General features: G+C 62.5%; 10 protein-coding genes. 8 read left to right on the top strand and 2 right to left on the bottom strand.

Translation table 11 applies throughout. The annotated features are described in order from the left end of the window. Positions 1-7: 7 nt before the first annotated feature. Together ACGLHT_RS24495 and ACGLHT_RS24500 are read right to left on the bottom strand one after the other, a co-directional pair. Entirely contained in the window at positions 8-2,686 is a 2,679-nt protein-coding gene (locus tag ACGLHT_RS24495) for an NEL-type E3 ubiquitin ligase domain-containing protein (RefSeq protein ID WP_274120318.1), read from the bottom strand. Positions 2,687-2,701: 15 nt separating this feature from the next. Next, the gene (locus ACGLHT_RS24500) at positions 2,702-4,324 is read right to left on the bottom strand and encodes a dermonecrotic toxin domain-containing protein (protein WP_274120319.1); all 1,623 of its coding nucleotides are present in this window, start codon (positions 4,322-4,324) and stop codon (positions 2,702-2,704) included. A gap of 211 nt (positions 4,325-4,535) precedes the next feature. On the opposite strand from ACGLHT_RS24500, the gene ACGLHT_RS24505 reads away from it, so the two are divergent. The 8 genes from ACGLHT_RS24505 to ACGLHT_RS24540 all read left to right on the top strand — a co-directional run. Beyond that, positions 4,536-8,690, top strand: a complete 4,155-nt coding sequence (locus tag ACGLHT_RS24505; protein WP_274120320.1) for an NEL-type E3 ubiquitin ligase domain-containing protein — start codon at positions 4,536-4,538, stop codon at positions 8,688-8,690. Positions 8,691-9,009: 319 nt separating this feature from the next. Continuing rightward, positions 9,010-9,927, top strand: a complete 918-nt coding sequence (locus tag ACGLHT_RS24510) for a glutamate/aspartate ABC transporter substrate-binding protein (RefSeq protein ID WP_025340398.1) — start codon at positions 9,010-9,012, stop codon at positions 9,925-9,927. A gap of 142 nt (positions 9,928-10,069) precedes the next feature. Next, positions 10,070-10,816 carry an amino acid ABC transporter permease gene (locus tag ACGLHT_RS24515; RefSeq protein WP_025340399.1) on the top strand — a complete coding sequence of 249 codons (747 nt, stop codon included), beginning with the start codon at positions 10,070-10,072 and terminating at the stop codon, positions 10,814-10,816. Further along, positions 10,817-11,488, top strand: a complete 672-nt coding sequence (locus tag ACGLHT_RS24520; protein WP_075046155.1) for an amino acid ABC transporter permease — start codon at positions 10,817-10,819, stop codon at positions 11,486-11,488. It abuts the gene before it with no gap. Next, entirely contained in the window at positions 11,485-12,219 is a 735-nt protein-coding gene (locus ACGLHT_RS24525; protein ID WP_003258023.1) for an amino acid ABC transporter ATP-binding protein, read from the top strand. Before ACGLHT_RS24520 ends, ACGLHT_RS24525 begins: the two co-directional genes overlap by 4 nt. 73 nt (positions 12,220-12,292) lie before the next feature. Next, a complete protein-coding gene (locus ACGLHT_RS24530) occupies positions 12,293-14,197 on the top strand; it encodes an ATP-binding protein (RefSeq protein ID WP_025340401.1) in 1,905 nt (634 codons plus the stop codon). Next, positions 14,194-15,522 (top strand): sigma-54 dependent transcriptional regulator, encoded by a 1,329-nt coding sequence (locus tag ACGLHT_RS24535; RefSeq protein ID WP_025340402.1) that lies wholly within the window; start codon positions 14,194-14,196, stop codon positions 15,520-15,522. Before ACGLHT_RS24530 ends, ACGLHT_RS24535 begins: the two co-directional genes overlap by 4 nt. A 26-nt stretch (positions 15,523-15,548) precedes the next feature. Next, the coding region (locus ACGLHT_RS24540) for a GlpM family protein (protein WP_394520514.1) at positions 15,549-15,778 on the top strand (230 nt) is incomplete at its 3' end.

The following is a 15,778-nucleotide window of genomic DNA, read 5'->3' on the forward strand; positions in this document are numbered from 1 at the left end:
GCTGCAGTCACAGGTTCAACCGGTCATAAGCTTCCCTGGCCAACGTGCTTAGCAAGTCACGTTCGGCAACCTGATAGTCACTCATGACCGTCCTGCCGCGTTGTACGTGAGTCCATTCATCGATGCGCTGCGCGGCCAGGTCCGCCTCGATCTGTTCCAGGCGCAGGTCGAAGCGCTGCCGCAGCGTGTCGAAACGATCCGGGTAACGCTGGCGCACATGCACTTCCCAGAACGGGCGCTGGGCGAGTGAGACGATCAGGTCCTCTCGGTTTTCCATTTCCAGCACACTATTCTGAACGCTGCGCAGATCCTGCTCGGTGACGTTGGCGAAATCTTCGAAGTGCATCGTGTCCGGCAGGATGGGCAGGTCCAGCGGCTGCCGCAGGCGCAGCCTGAAAAAAAGCCTCGTTTCGATATCGTCCACGATCGACGCATCCACTCTGCGCAACTGCCTGATATGCGCAGCGGCGAACTGGTCGACGGCATCCAGGCGAGCCAGTTGCCGCCCCAGACGAACCAGCCCTCCTTCCAGTTCCGCCGGTGGAACACGGCTGCTCACCCGCTCCGCCAGCAAGCTCAACTCCAGTTGCTCCAGAATCAACAGCATCTGGTCTTCGCAGGTGCGGGGGGACGAGACCTCGGCAAACACCCGCAACCGCAGCTGTTCATGTTGCTCGCATGCCTGAAGGATGCGCCAGATGCGTTTACGGAAATAACCGGGATGTTCATGAAAATCGTCGCTGTCGAGAAAGTCCGCAAGAAACTGGAACAGCCCTTGCGCATCGGGCTCCTGGTGTAACGACTCCCACAATGCGGCCCTGGGCGCTTTCAATGCGCCGTCTTTGCCGACCCAGGCATCGCGGACAGCCTGGTCAACAGCACGATGGCGGAACGAGCCACCACCCCTGCTGCCAGCGCGGTCAACACCGGCAGCCCGATCAAGCGCGGCCTCGCCCTGGGCATCGAGCGGGTTGTCATGCAGGCTGAACGACTGCAATCGCGCGCCCAAGCCGTTCAGTTCCTGGCGCAACTGGGGAATACGGTTTTCCCTCAAGTCCACATGCCCACGCAGGATCACGTCCGCGGGCGTCGTCTCCAGGCCTGCGTCGCGCAGCCGAACATCAGTAAGTTGGTGCAAGCCGGTCAGCACAGGCGCGCGCCCCAACGGGTTGTGGCTCAGGTCCAGCATCGCCAGCCGCCCCAGGCTGGCCAGGCGCCGTTCACTGGCGACATTCATCACGATACGGTTGCCGGAAAGGTTCAAACGCAGCAGACGCGACAGTCGCTCGAGCCCGACAGGCACTTGCTCGAGACGATTGCCAGCGAGATCCAACTCGATCAGGTTGCCGAAACGTGACAGGAAGTCTGCACCGACTTCGCTCAAGTTCATGTTTCGCAGCACCAGCCTGCTGACGTGTCCGAAATCCAGCCCAGCGGGCAACACCGGCAGGGAGCCAAGCCGCTCTCCGTCGATTGTCAGAACATATTCGCCGGCGTGATTGGTTATTTTCCGCCGCCAGCTTCGCCGTACCTGCCGGGCCACCCGGCGTCGCCTGGCATACTCAAGTACACTTGGAGCCTCGGCGCACCAGCCATGCAACACCTCCCGCAACCGGGAAAGCTGCTGCTGGAGCTGGCTGAAGTGTTCCCATAGCCCTGTCGAATGTTGCATGAGCTCCGCCAGGTAAGCGTCCATCTGCTCATCGGTCAACGTCGGAAATACCTGGTGAATGCCGCTTCTGATTGCCTGCCGGCTGCTTTCGGCACGGCCACTGAGAGGGTACCCGATACGCCCGTCTGCAAATCTGTGCACCGGGCGCAATCCCTGCCCGACCGGCGCCAAGCCGATCAGCCGCGCGGCCCGTTCACGGTCGGCAGCGGCCAGGGTAGCCAGGGAATCACGCAGACCCTGCTCCCCTTCGATACCGCCGAGCAGCCCTTTCTGATCGTCCTCGAGCAGGCGCAGCAGCGCTTGTGAAAGCTCCAGGTTCTGGCTGGCAGCGTCAGCAAGATGGTATCCCTGCTCGCCTCTGACGATGCAACGCACATCAGCAGTTTGCTCGGCACCGAAAGCCATCAAGAGCCGGCCGTTTACCTGCGCCTCACGCAGCTCCACGCGAACCGGTTCCGGCCACGGGGCGGTTTCCGATACAAGCCCCAACGCCAAGGCCTCGCTGTCTGCATTGGCCGCGCGCAGCAGGCGCACGCCGGCGCAGGCCCGATCGAGACGAGTGTCATGCAGTAGCCAGCGCGCACGTTCCGCCAGCGCCAGCGGTACTCGCCGACCTTGGGCCAGGTTATCGAGTTGCACACCAGAAGCCTGGCCAAGCAACTCGTCCAACGCGTGCGCAGACAACGTGGGGAAGTCACGCACAAGCACGGCAGCTGCCTCGGCACTGGGCTTGGGTTGGCGCTCGGTGAAGACGCGATCAAGCGCTGCCCCCCGTAACAATGGCATCTGCTCATGCAATTGATGGAACTCGAAGGCGTCCAGCAAACGGCTCGGAGCCGGAGCATTCTCTACACGCAGCCGGCGAAGCTGCTCCAGCTTCAGGCCGGTGATCTGCAACAGCTGGTGCGCCGTTTCATCAGGCACTTCTGCCAGGCGCCGCATCAGGCGAGCAGCGCCCTGCCAACGCTGTGGCTGCTCGAGCGCATGATGCCAACCACCGCCGTTGTCCTCCACCCACGGCGCAAGTGCCTAGGCGCGGTCCGGGTGACGAATACGCGGTATCCCGTCCTGCGGATCGTCCCAGACCTGAAAGGCCGACTCTTCACTGCGCAGCAGACGGTAATCGGAAGCGCCCCCAGCGTCGGCCAATTTCGCCTCGGCAGCATCCACGCCATATCCTTCGAGATTTGGCGAACACAGCCTTACCTTGCCCAAGCCATCAGATAACGGCACGAGGCCATCGACGAAGGCGACTCGCTTCAAGCCTTGGATCACTGCCGCGCCGCCCTTGGCAAGGAGCAGACCGGTGGCGACGTTTTCCGCCACACCAAAAAGGTGGTCCAGCGCACCCTCGCGATCCCCGATACGCCAGTCCTGGTAGCCCTCATAGACTTCAGAAGCCACCTGCACCGCAGCCACCGCCAGCAATGCCTCCCCAAGCACCGGCACGAACAGGCCCGCCAGGTTGAGCAGGTCCAACCCCAGCGATGCATAGGCATTGAACCGCTCGTTGCGCGCCTGCTGGTCTTCATCGCCCGTGGGTACGGCGAGCAGGCGGGCATCGTCGTAGATCTTGCCAATCTGCAAGCGTCGCAGGTGTACGTACAACGGTTCACTGACAGCCAGGTGGCGACCGTCGAGTTCGATAGCCGAACCCGCCCTCTTCGCCAGGCGCTCGGTCAACAGGGTAAAGAAGCGGCCTCGGTCCCGTTCACTGACAAACCGAGCGAAGAATGCACGGTAGCCTGGGCTCTGCAAACGAACGGCCAGTGCAGCGTATAGCGCTTGCCAGGTGGAAAACCGAGCGACAGGGGTGATCGGATCGCCGGGAATCCAGGCAATGACCCCCTCGATACCATCGCCGCCTGCCTGTGCCACTTCGAGGGTCACTACACCGCGGATGCATTTCCCCAGCAGATAGAGTTGCCGCGCCGTGGTCACCTGGGGCACTGCCGGCACCACCGGGGTTTCAGCCAACACGGGCAACAGTTGCAGGTAGCTGCGTTCGTCCAGCGCGCCCTTGAACAAAGCCATGTACACAGCGACCTGAAAATGCGCGCGCTGATTGTCTTCGAACAGTTTGTGTACCTCGCGCTCGGCCTGCCCCGGCGCGGCGCCTTGTGGATCACTCGGCTTCAGGCAGGTATCGAGCTTGGCCTGGTATCTTCCACCCACGTCCAATTGCCTGCACAGCTTCGCGAACACCTCGAACTTCAATGGCAGCCTTCTGCCATTCCCGTCCAGGAAATAGGCTTTTCGCAGGGAGTCAGCCTTTGTCTCGTTTACGTGATAGTTGTGCAGCGCGGCGGTCAACAAATTGCGTGTAGACCAACTGACAGGGTATGCCTTGCGTATCCCCGGTTGCACGGATGGCTGGAACTCCGATTCCTGCTGGAACACCTGCCAACGCCACGCCTGCTCATTGCTGACCCCGGCTTGCTGCAGGCCAGCGGTAAGCAGTTGCCGGGCAAACGCTTCCAGCGATGGAATCTTGTGTAGCACCTCGCCCAGGTTGCGGGTGGTCTGTTCCTGTTTGCGCAAGGCCTTCAGGAAAGTGCTCCGCCGGTCGGCTGGGGCATGCGTGAGCCAATCGGGCAACTGGCGGGCAATCAGCGTATCGACCGAGTCAGGGGGGAAATCAACGGATGTCATGTGGTGTCTCCAGCGGCAATGGGCGGCCACCTCAACACCTGCGCACCGGGCATGGGCACTAGATAATGCTCATGGATCGAACCTTGGTTTCCCGGCTGGCCGTCATTGCCCCCTGGCGGCACCACAGGCAGCTCAGCGCAGCACTATCTACCGCCAAGCCGGGTTCCCAACGTGATGCTCTGGTGGCTTTTTCAGCCCCGGAGATCACCACGTGCCGCCCATCGAAAGTATCCCGTCCGACTCCATCGACCATCTGATCGCGCAGCAGCTTCCTGACTGGTTGATCCGCGCGGACGCACAGCACCGTGAAGCCTATCGCGAAGCCTTGAGCGAACAGCAACAGGCAGCCGACAGCCTCAAGCATCTGCTTGCCTCGATACCGGGTATTGAACAGTTCGCCGTCCCTCTGCTCGAAGGCGCCTTGCTTGCAGAAGGGCTTGGCGAGATCGACCCTCGGTCTACATACGTGGTCATCAGCGAAGCGTTTCAGTTGCCCTCTGCTGCAGAAAAGCTTTACCAACCCAGCATCACTCACACCACACGACAGAGCCTGCTAGCCGCCGCGCTACACAACTTCGAAGCACACGAAACCCAGCCTTGGTGGCAGCGCAAGGCGCATCTGGTGGACGAAAAGGGCAGGCGCCTGGCGATGACGTTCGAGCGCTTTGCCAGCCTGTGCCGCACGCTGGACATCGGCGGACGATACCAAGCCCTTCTGAACCGCATCCTCAAACCCAAAGCAGGCCGAGGCCAACCAGCGGATCAGGCGCGAATCAAGGTGGAACAGCAGTTTCAGCGTGGTATTCGTTCGCGCATGCGAGCCGCGCTTCATGAAGGCAGGCTCAAGGGCCAGCTGGATGAGCAGGATCTGCTGCGGTTGCTATCAGTGCTTGCGACCCCTGCCCAGCCGGTGCATGGCAAAGGCAGCCTGATCCCGCGCCAACTGTATCTGCTGGGCAAGTGCATGGTCGGCATCATCGCGCTCGAATGGCGGCCGCTGCCGGATTCCGCCATCGATGAGATCATCGTCTGGATCCCCGATGACCCTGACCGAAGCGTGCGTTTCTACGACTCGTGGCGCGAGCTCTACGACGACCTTGCCAGGCGCCTCGAACATCGGTCGTTCCAGACCTTTCTGCGGCGCTTCATCAAGGCGCAGGACAGGAGCGAGTTCGACCAGGCGCTCTCACGGGCTTTGGCTGCATCGCAGAAGGAGCACGCCCCGGAACTTGACGGGCGCAACCTCGCCGTGAGTGGTGATGTGTTCGCCCACGTGCAGGCCTTGCTGGTTACCAGGATCTTCGACGATGCCGCCTACCTGGCCGTAGCGACCGATCAGGAAGACCGTCTAAGCAGGCACAGGCGCTTGCAGGCCATGCTCGGCGCAGGGCTGGACCTGCTGGGGCTGGTTGCATTCGTCGTGCCCGTCGTAGGCGACCTGATGCTGGTGCTTAGCGCTGCGCAACTGTTGGACGAGGTCTACGAAGGCTATCAGGACTGGCAACTGGGTGATCGCCAAGGGGCTCTGGATCACCTGTTCACCGTGGCCCAGGGCCTGGTGTTCGCCGGTGCCAGCGCAGGCGCGATAAAGGCAATACGGCGGGTACCTTTTGTCGATGGGTTGGCGCCAAGGCCGCTTCCTGAAGGCAAAATCAAACTGGCTCGCTCTCCTCACTACTTCCCAGCCGAGGAAAACGCGTCGGTACTGCTGCAGGGGTTGCAAGGCAACCACCTGGGTGAACTTCAGGAGTCGAGCGCCAGCATGCTGCAGGATGTCACCGGTTTTTCCACGGAGCAGTTACGCCAGCTGTGCCTGGAACACGCCCCGCCGCCAGCGCGGCTGCTCGACATCCACGAACGTATTGCACTGCATACCGACCACCCAGGGTTACGCGGCGCGGCCTTCGAGGAGCAATTGCTCGCCCGGCGCCAGGCTGTTTCCGATGAGCAGAAAACATTGATGAATGCCTTCAGGTACCTCTCACCGAGGGGTGCCCAGGAAATCATCGAGCACAGCAGCTCCTCACAGCTGAAAAAACTCCAGGCAAGCGGGCGTGTGCCGTTGGGCATGGCGGAACGTGCCCGCTGGTATGAGCGGGACAGCCGTATCGACCGGGCTTGCCTTGGCATGCGCCTGGCGGCGCTGGGTACAGCCGACAGCGAAAAACTGGTGATGGGGCTGATCGAGCGCCAAGCACCCTGGCCGGCCGCATTGCGTGTGGAACTGCGTGAAGGTCACCAGAAAGGTCGCCTGTTGTATGCAAGCCCAGATACGCAGAACAGCCAGGTGTCGATCATCGTGCGACAACCAGACGGCTACAGGCTGGCCAATGACGCGAATCACCTGGCCAGCGGTACCTTGCTCGAAACGGTACTGCGCACCTTTGACGAGCAGCAGAAAACCAAGCTTGGAAACCGCAACTTGCAGGCCAGGCAGCTCCGTCAGCAACTCCTTGTGGCCGCGGTGCAGGATCGGCAACGCACGGCGGAAATCCTCGGGCTACCCCGGATCGGTGCCAATCTGCGGCCGCCCAGGCGCTTTGCCGATGGAAGGCTTGGATACCCACTCAGCGGTGGCGGCGAAAGCAGCCGGCAGGCCATTCGCCAAGGCATCCATCAGATCTTCCCGACATTGAGCGAACTGCAACTGGACGCCTACCTGAACGCCGTGCGTCAGCGAGGCGAAAACCTGTGGAGCCATTATCAGATGCTGCAACGCCAGCTTGGCGAACTACGCGAGACGCTACGGGCCTGGCAGGCCGACTGGCAGTCGCCGGTCGACGCCATCCGTCGCCGCCGTATCGTCGATGCCATTCGCCGCAGCTGGCGGCGCAAGCTGGTGGATGGCAACGACCAGTACGAGTTGTTCATAGACGGCGAGTCCGTACCGACCCTGCCAGCGTTGCCAGCCGGCATCGAATACGGGCATGTGCGCCGCCTGACATTGCGCGACATGCATCTGGAACACATCGATGCCCAATTCCTCAGGCGTTTTCCCAACATCGTCGATCTGGACCTCAGCGGCAACCGGCTGACCCAGGTGCCCGAGGGTATCGAAAGCCTTACCCAGCTCCGACGCGTGAACCTTGGCAACAACCGGATCACGCTGGACCAGACGGCAAGCAACCGCCTGGCCCAACTGCAGCGCCTCGATACGCTGATACTGAGTTACAACCCGCTCAATGGGTTGCCTGACCTGTCCGCGTTGCCGCATGTGCGTGACCTGCAGTTGCGCGCCACGGGCCAGGCAGACATCAGCCAGATTCACCAGCTGATAACGATGCGCGCCCATGTGGATCTGCGCGACAACAGGATCAGCGAGCTACAGCGGGAAATGCGCGGGCTGCGCCTGCGCCTGCAGCGCCTCAACCTGCACGACAACCCCTTGAGCGAAAGCAGTATCGAATATCTCGACGAAGCGCGCGGCGTCACCGATGCCGGTGGCAGGGGCAGCGCCAGCTACACCCACGGGGTGGTCGACGAGGACACCCGCGCCAATTGGGTAGCCTCCAGAAACGAGCTGTTGCGCGCTCAACGCGAGGCAGCCTGGGACCGCCTGATCGAAGAGCCTGGTTCGGCAAGCATGTTCCGGTTCCTGGCCGACTTCGCCCAAAGCGAGGACTTCCAGGACAATCCTCGCCATTATCGTCGGCGCACCTGGCATATCCTGGAAGCCTGCGAAAACAACGAAGCGCTGCGTGAACAGCTGTTTCGCGAGGCCGATGGACCACGCAGCTGCGATGACCGCCTGCTGCTGATGCTCAACCAGATGGAAGTCGGCGTCATGGCTTATCAGGGCGTCGAAGGCGTACCTGCTGCGATGAGAGAAACAAGCTTGCTGCACCTGGGGGAGCAGTTGCATCGTCTCGACCTGTTGGATGCCATTGCCAATCGCCATGTCCAGCGCTTGCGCCAGGCAGGGCGCAGGCCGGATGAAATCGAAGTCCGCCTGTTCTATCGCTTGCGCCTTGCAGACGCCCTCGACCTGCCAGTACCGCCCGATGAAATGCATTTCGCTTCGTACGCGCATGTGACGTCCGCAGACCTGAACGATGCACAACTGGAAGTGCTGGGCACCTACGAGACGTTACCCATGCTGGATGCGCTCGCCGCCCGCCCCTATTGGCAGACCTACCTGCGTGAAACCTATGCGGAGCGTTTCGAGGCGATGACCGGACCTTACCACGATCGGATGGAAGCGCTCGAAGCGCAGGCCACGGCGGGCCAGGAAGGCGACTACGAAGAACGCGCCAGCTCACTGATGCACGAACTGGCGGCAGAAGAATCAACCTTGATTCGCCGTTTGACGGCCGAGGCGTGGGCACGTTCCAGGTCGGCTGACGCGGGCCGCCCGCTTCAGCGCTGATCCTCGAACGCTGCCCCGGTCAGGCTGACTGGACCGTGGCCTGACCGGGTTGGTAGCGGCAGCGTGTGACGAGATATGCGTTCGGATTTCCGAATGGCCGAAAACAATTCGTTCGGAAATGCGCACGAAACTCACCGTCATACAATGGTCAAAAAAGATTGATTCCCAGCAAATTCGCGGCGTTATCATCGAACACAGGGCTTGGCACGACTCATGCTCTACACTTGGTAGCCGAATGCAATCGTTTACTTCTGTATTCGTTGAACGAAGAGTCCGCCAACGGCTCCATAAAAAAAACAAACACGTCGAGGAAAATTTGATGCGCATCGTTCGTCAATTGCTGGGCGCCGCCATCGCGGCCGCTGTGATCGCTTCGCCGGCCATGGCCGAAGAACTGACCGGCACCCTGAAGAAGATCAAGGATTCGGGCACCATCACCCTGGGCCACCGCGACTCCTCCATCCCGTTTTCCTACCTGGCCGGCAAGCCCGAGCCCGTGGGCTACTCGCATGACATCCAGCTGGCTGTCGTCGACGCCCTGAAGAAGCAGCTGGGCACGGACATCAAGGTCCGCTACAACCTCGTAACCTCCCAGACCCGCATCCCGCTGGTGCAGAACGGCACCGTGGACCTCGAGTGCGGCTCCACCACCAACAACGTCGAGCGCCAGCAGCAGGTCGGCTTCTCGGTCGGCATCTTCGAAGTCGGTACCCGCCTGCTGACCAAGGTCAAGGACGGTCAGCCGGCATACAAGGACTTCCCGGACCTGGCCGGCAAGAACGTGGTGACCACCGCCGGTACCACCTCCGAGCGCATCCTCAAGGCGATGAACGCCGACAAGCAGATGAAGATGAACGTGATTTCCGCCAAGGACCACGGTGAAGCCTTCAACATGCTCGAAAGCGGCCGCGCCGTGGCCTTCATGATGGACGACGCCCTGCTCGCCGGCGAAATGGCCAAGGCTCGCAAGCCGTCGGACTGGGTCATCACCGGTACCCCGCAGTCGTACGAAATCTACGGCTGCATGGTGCGCAAGGATGACGCGGCCTTCAAGAAAGCGGTCGATGACGCCATCGTCGGCTACTTCAAGTCGGGTGAAGTCAACAAGAGCTACGACAAGTGGTTCCAGCAGCCAATCCCGCCAAAGGGCCTGAACCTGCAGTTCCCGATGAGCGACGAGCTGAAGAAACTGATCGCCGAGCCGACCGACAAGGCTGCGGACGAGAAGAAGTCCTGACTCTCAGATAGTGGCCTGGTGCTCAACAGCACCAATCAATACTGCAGGCCACTCATTAGTGTCTAACCTTTCATCCGAGGGCGCCAAGCGCTCTCGGATGCTCGAAGGTGCCCGTGAAACAATCGTCTGAGGGGAAATCCCGATGAATTACAACTGGGACTGGGGCGTGTTCTTCAAGTCCACCGGCGTGGGCAGCGAAACCTATCTGGACTGGTACGTCACCGGCCTGGGCTGGACCATCGCCATCGCCATCTCCGCCTGGATCATCGCCTTGCTGCTGGGCTCGGTCCTCGGTGTCATGCGTACCGTGCCGAACCGTGTGGTAGCAGGTATCGCCACCGCCTACGTGGAGCTGTTCCGCAACGTACCGCTGCTGGTGCAGCTGTTCATCTGGTACTTCCTGGTGCCGGACCTGCTGCCAGAGGGCCTGCAGGAATGGTTCAAGCAGGACCTCAACCCGACCACTTCGGCGCTGATCAGCGTGGTCATCTGCCTGGGCCTGTTCACCGCCGCCCGCGTGTGCGAACAGGTGCGTACCGGCATCCAGGCGCTGCCCCGCGGCCAGGAAGCCGCCGCCCGCGCCATGGGCTTCAGCCTGTCGCAGATCTACACCAACGTGCTGCTGCCGCAAGCCTACCGGATCATCATTCCGCCGCTCACCTCGGAATTCCTGAACGTGTTCAAGAACTCGTCGGTGGCGTCGCTGATCGGCCTGATGGAACTGCTGGCACAAACCAAGCAGACCGCCGAATTCTCGGCCAACCTGTTCGAGGCCTTCACCCTGGCCACGCTGATCTACTTCACCCTGAACATGGGCCTGATGCTGCTGATGCGCATGGTCGAGAAGAAAGTCTCGGTGCCCGGCCTGATTTCCGTAGGGGGCAAATAAATGGACATGGATTTCAGCGAAATCATCCCGGCCCTGCCTGCCCTGTGGGAAGGCATGGTCATGACCCTGCAGCTGATGGTCATGGGCGTGGTCGGCGGCATTGTGCTGGGGACCATCCTGGCCCTGATGCGCCTGTCGTCGAGCAAGCTGCTGTCGAACGTGGCCGGCGCCTACGTCAACTACTTCCGCTCGATCCCGCTGCTGCTGGTAATTACCTGGTTCTACCTGGCGGTACCGTTCGTGCTGCGCTGGATCACCGGCGAGGACACCCCGGTGGGTGCCTTCACCTCCTGCGTGGTGGCATTCATGATGTTCGAGGCCGCGTACTTCTGCGAAATCGTCCGCGCTGGCGTGCAGTCGATCTCCAAGGGCCAGATGGGCGCCGCCCAGGCACTGGGCATGACCTACGGCCAGACCATGCGCCTGATCATCCTGCCCCAGGCTTTCCGCAAGATGACCCCGCTGCTGCTGCAGCAGAGCATCATCCTGTTCCAGGACACCTCGCTGGTATACACCGTGGGCCTGGTGGACTTCCTCAACTCGGCACGCTCCAACGGCGACATCATCGGGCGCTCCCATGAGTTCCTGATCTTCGCCGGTGTCGTGTACTTCCTCATCAGCTTCTCCGCTTCGTGGCTGGTCAAGCGCCTGCAAAAAAGGATCACCGTATGATTTCCATCAAGAACGTCAACAAGTGGTACGGGGACTTCCAGGTACTGACCGACTGCAGCACCGAGGTCAAGAAGGGTGAAGTGGTGGTGGTATGCGGCCCGTCGGGCTCGGGCAAGTCCACCCTGATCAAGTGCGTCAACGCCCTGGAGCCCTTCCAGAAAGGTGACATCGTGGTCGACGGCACCTCGATCGCCGACCCCAAGACCAACCTGCCCAAGCTGCGTTCGCGCGTTGGCATGGTGTTCCAGCACTTCGAGCTGTTCCCGCACCTGTCCATCACCGAGAACCTGACCATTGCCCAGCGCAAGGTGCTTGGCCGCAGCGAAGCGGAAGCGACCAAGAAGGGCCTGGCCCTGCTCGACCGCGTCGGCCTCGGTGCCCACGCCAAGAAGCACCCCGGCCAGCTGTCCGGCGGCCAGCAGCAGCGCGTGGCCATCGCCCGTGCCCTGTCGATGGACCCGATCGTCATGCTGTTCGACGAACCGACCTCGGCGCTGGACCCGGAAATGGTCAACGAAGTACTGGACGTGATGGTCGAACTGGCCCACGAAGGCATGACCATGATGTGCGTGACCCACGAAATGGGCTTCGCCCGCAAGGTGGCCAACCGCGTGATCTTCATGGACAAGGGCAACATCATCGAGGATTGTCAGAAGGAAGACTTCTTCGGCAACCCGAGCGCCCGCCACGAGCGTACCCAGCACTTCCTCAGCAAGATCCTGCAACACTGATTTTGCTTCACTGAAGCGGTCGGCGCCGCTGCCCTTTCGGGCAGCAGGCGCTGGTCGTGACAAGGCCACTGTGATGAAATGCGATCCTTCGCTTCTTCTCCCTGCCAAGCCTGCCGTGAAATCCCGCCTGCTCCGCCAATTGCTGTTGCCGCCACTGATCATCCTGCTGATGGTCGGCCTGGGTATGGCTGGCTACCTGATCAGCGAGAGCAACGGTATCCGCACCCTCAGCGAAAACGGCGAACGCCAGCTGGAGCTGCACGCGCGCACGGTCGAGAGCGAAATCAGCAAGTACACCTACCTGCCGAGCCTGCTGGAGCTGGAAGACAGCGTCTCGCACCTGCTCACCGACCCTGATGGCGGCTCGCGGCAGATCGTCAACGAATACCTCGAAGGCCTGAACCGGCGCAGCCGCAGCCGGGCCATCTTCGTCCTCGACACCAATGGCCGGGTCCAGGCCACCAGCAACTGGCGCGATGCCGACTCGTTCCTCGGCGAGGACCTGTCGTTCCGTGCCTACTTCCAGACCGCCGTGCGCGGCGAGCCCGGGCGTTTCTACGGTATCGGCAGCACCACCGGCGAGGCCGGCTATTACCTGGCCCATGGCCTGGAGGAGCACGGCAAGATCATTGGCGTGGCGGTGATCAAAGTGCGCCTGGACACCCTCGAGGAGCGCTGGCAGCGTGCCCGCCTGGAAGCGTTCGTCAGCGACGAGAACGGCATCATCATCCTCTCCAGCGACCCGGCCCGGCGCCTGAAGTCGGTACGCCCGCTGACCCCGCAGATCAAGGAGCGCCTGGCCCGTAGCCTGCAGTACTACTGGTGGCCGCTGAACGAGCTGCAGCCCCTGGCCCGTGAAACCCTGGCCGACGGTGTGGAAAAGCTGACCTTCCCGGCCAACAGCGAAACCGCACAGGGCAAGGCCCGCGAAATGGCCTACCTGGCCCAGACCCGGCGCCTGGTCGACACGCCCTGGCATTTCACCCTGCTGACCCCGCTGCAGGACCTGCGCCGCGAATCCATGGTACAGGGCATCCTGGTGGGCGTGGCCTTCGCCTTGTTGGCGATCCTCGGCATCGCCTGGAACGAACGGCGCAAGGTCATCGCCACCCGCCTGGCAGCCCGCGAGGCCCTGCAGGAAGCCAACAGCCAGCTGGAACGACGGATTACCGAACGCACGGCCGACCTGCGCGCCAGCAATGAACGCCTCAAGGGCCAGATTCGCGAGCGCCGGCATGCCGAGCAGACCCTGCGCCACGCCCAGGACGAACTGGTACAGGCCGGCAAGCTGGCCGCCATCGGGCAGATGTCCACCAGCATTGCCCACGAACTGAACCAGCCGCTGGCCGCGCTGCGCACGTTGTCCGGCAACACCGTGCGCTTCCTCGAGCGCGGGGCACTGGAAACCGCCAGCACCAACCTGCGCACCATGAACGACCTGATCGACCGCATGGGCCGCATCACCGCCAGCCTGCGCTCGTTCGCCCGACGCAGTGACGACAGCGGCCAGGCCTCGCTGGCCAAGGCGGTGGACGCTACCCTGCAGGTGCTGGCCAACCGCATCAGCGCCTGCCACCTGCAGCTGCACAATCAGTTCGAGGACCAGCAGCTGGCCATCGACCAGACCCGCCTGGAGCAGATCCTGGTCAACCTGATCGGCAACGCCCTGGATGCCATGGCCGCCCAGCCGCTGCCGCAACTGTGGTTGGAAGGCGAGCTGCAGGGCGACAAGTACCGTTTGCAGGTGCGCGACAATGGCCACGGCATCGACGCCGAGGCGCGCAAGCACCTGTTCGAACCTTTCTTTACCACCAAACCGGGCGAACACGGCCTGGGCCTGGGCCTGACCCTGTCGGCGAGCCTTGCCGCCGCCGCCAAGGGCAGCCTCAACGTCGAGCACCCCGCCAGCGGCGGCACGGCCTTCGTCCTGGCCCTGCCCCTGGTCTCACCCCCTAGCGAATCGGCAGAGCACCCATGAACCAAGCGCCTCTTACCGTCCTGATCGTCGAAGACGACCCGCATGTGCTGCTCGGCTGCCAACAGGCGTTGGCCCTGGAAGACATCGCCTGCGAAGGCGTAGGCAGCGCCGAACAGGCGCTGGAACGCATCGGCGACGACTTCGCCGGCATCGTCGTCAGCGATATCCGCCTGCCGGGCATCGATGGCCTGGAGCTGCTCAACCGCCTCAAGGCCCGCGACCGCAGCCTGCCGGTGGTGCTGATCACCGGCCACGGCGATATCGACATGGCGGTCGGCGCCATGCGCAATGGCGCCTACGACTTCATGGAAAAACCCTTCTCCCCGGAGCGCCTGGTCGACGTGGTGCGCCGCGCCCTTGAGCAGCGCGGGCTGTCGCGCGAAGTCGTGGCCCTGCGCCGCCAGTTGGCCGAACAAAGCAGCCTGGAGGGGCGCATCATTGGCCGCTCGCCAGCCATGGAGCACCTGCGCGAACTGATCGCCAACGTCGCCGATACCTCGGCCAACGTGCTGATCGAAGGCGAAACCGGTACCGGCAAGGAACTGGTCGCCCGCTGCCTGCACGACTTCAGCCGCCGCCAGGGCCAGCCGTTCGTGGCACTGAACTGTGGCGGCCTGCCGGAAAACCTGTTCGAAAGCGAGATTTTCGGCCACGAGGCCAACGCCTTCACCGGTGCCGGCAAACGCCGCATCGGCAAGATCGAACACGCCAACGGCGGCACGCTGTTCCTCGACGAGGTGGAGAGCATGCCGATCAACCTGCAGATCAAGCTGTTGCGCGTGCTGCAGGAGCGCACCCTGGAGCGGCTGGGCTCGAACCAGAGCATTCCGGTGGACTGCCGGGTGATCGCGGCCACCAAGTCCGACCTGGATGCCATGGGCCAGAGCGGCCAGTTCCGCAGCGACCTGTATTACCGGCTGAACGTGGTGACCCTGGAGCTGCCGCCGCTGCGCGAGCGCCGCGAAGACATCCTGCAGCTGTTCGAACACTTCCTGCAGCAGTCGGCCCTGCGCTTCGACCGCGAAACGCCTGTGCTGGACAGCCAGACCTTGTCGCGCCTGATGGCCCACGACTGGCCGGGCAACGTGCGTGAACTGCGCAACGTCGCCGAACGCTACGCCCTCGGCCTGCCAGCGTTCAAGAAAGGCCCCAGCGGTGGTGCCAGCCAAGGCTTGGGCTTTGCCGAGGCGGTGGAAGCGTTCGAGCGCAACCTGCTCGGGGATGCCCTGCAACGTACCGGCGGCAACCTGAGCCAGGCCAGCCAGGAGCTGGGCATGGCCAAGACCACGCTGTTCGACAAAGTGAAGAAATACGGCCTCGGCTGACCTCAACCCCAACCTGGAAAGACAACGTGGACCTGGTATTCAAAGCTGCCCTGGGCGCTGGCGTGGTGGTGCTGCTGGCGGTGCTGTCGAAGACGCGCAATTACTACATCGCCGGGCTGGTGCCGCTGTTCCCCACCTTCGCCCTGATTGCCCACTACATCGTCGGCAAAGGGCGCAGCATTGCCGACCTGAAGACCACCATCCTGTTCGGCATGTGGTCGATCATTCCGTACTTCGTGTACCTGGCGACCTTGTA

This window comes from Pseudomonas sp. PsB (assembly GCF_043658375.1).
In the GTDB taxonomy this organism is placed as follows: domain Bacteria; phylum Pseudomonadota; class Gammaproteobacteria; order Pseudomonadales; family Pseudomonadaceae; genus Aquipseudomonas; species Aquipseudomonas putida_Z.

Bases quoted from the DNA above. Each gene is read 5' to 3' on its own strand.
- ACGLHT_RS24500 (WP_274120319.1), bottom strand. From the start codon at position 4,324: ATGACATCCGTTGATTTCCCCCCTGACTCGGTCGATACGCTGATTGCC.
- ACGLHT_RS24510 (WP_025340398.1), top strand. From the start codon at position 9,010: ATGCGCATCGTTCGTCAATTGCTGGGCGCCGCCATCGCGGCCGCTGTG.
- ACGLHT_RS24515 (WP_025340399.1), top strand. From the start codon at position 10,070: ATGAATTACAACTGGGACTGGGGCGTGTTCTTCAAGTCCACCGGCGTG.
- ACGLHT_RS24520 (WP_075046155.1), top strand. From the start codon at position 10,817: ATGGACATGGATTTCAGCGAAATCATCCCGGCCCTGCCTGCCCTGTGG.
- ACGLHT_RS24525 (WP_003258023.1), top strand. From the start codon at position 11,485: ATGATTTCCATCAAGAACGTCAACAAGTGGTACGGGGACTTCCAGGTA.
- ACGLHT_RS24530 (WP_025340401.1), top strand. From the start codon at position 12,293: ATGAAATGCGATCCTTCGCTTCTTCTCCCTGCCAAGCCTGCCGTGAAA.
- ACGLHT_RS24535 (WP_025340402.1), top strand. From the start codon at position 14,194: ATGAACCAAGCGCCTCTTACCGTCCTGATCGTCGAAGACGACCCGCAT.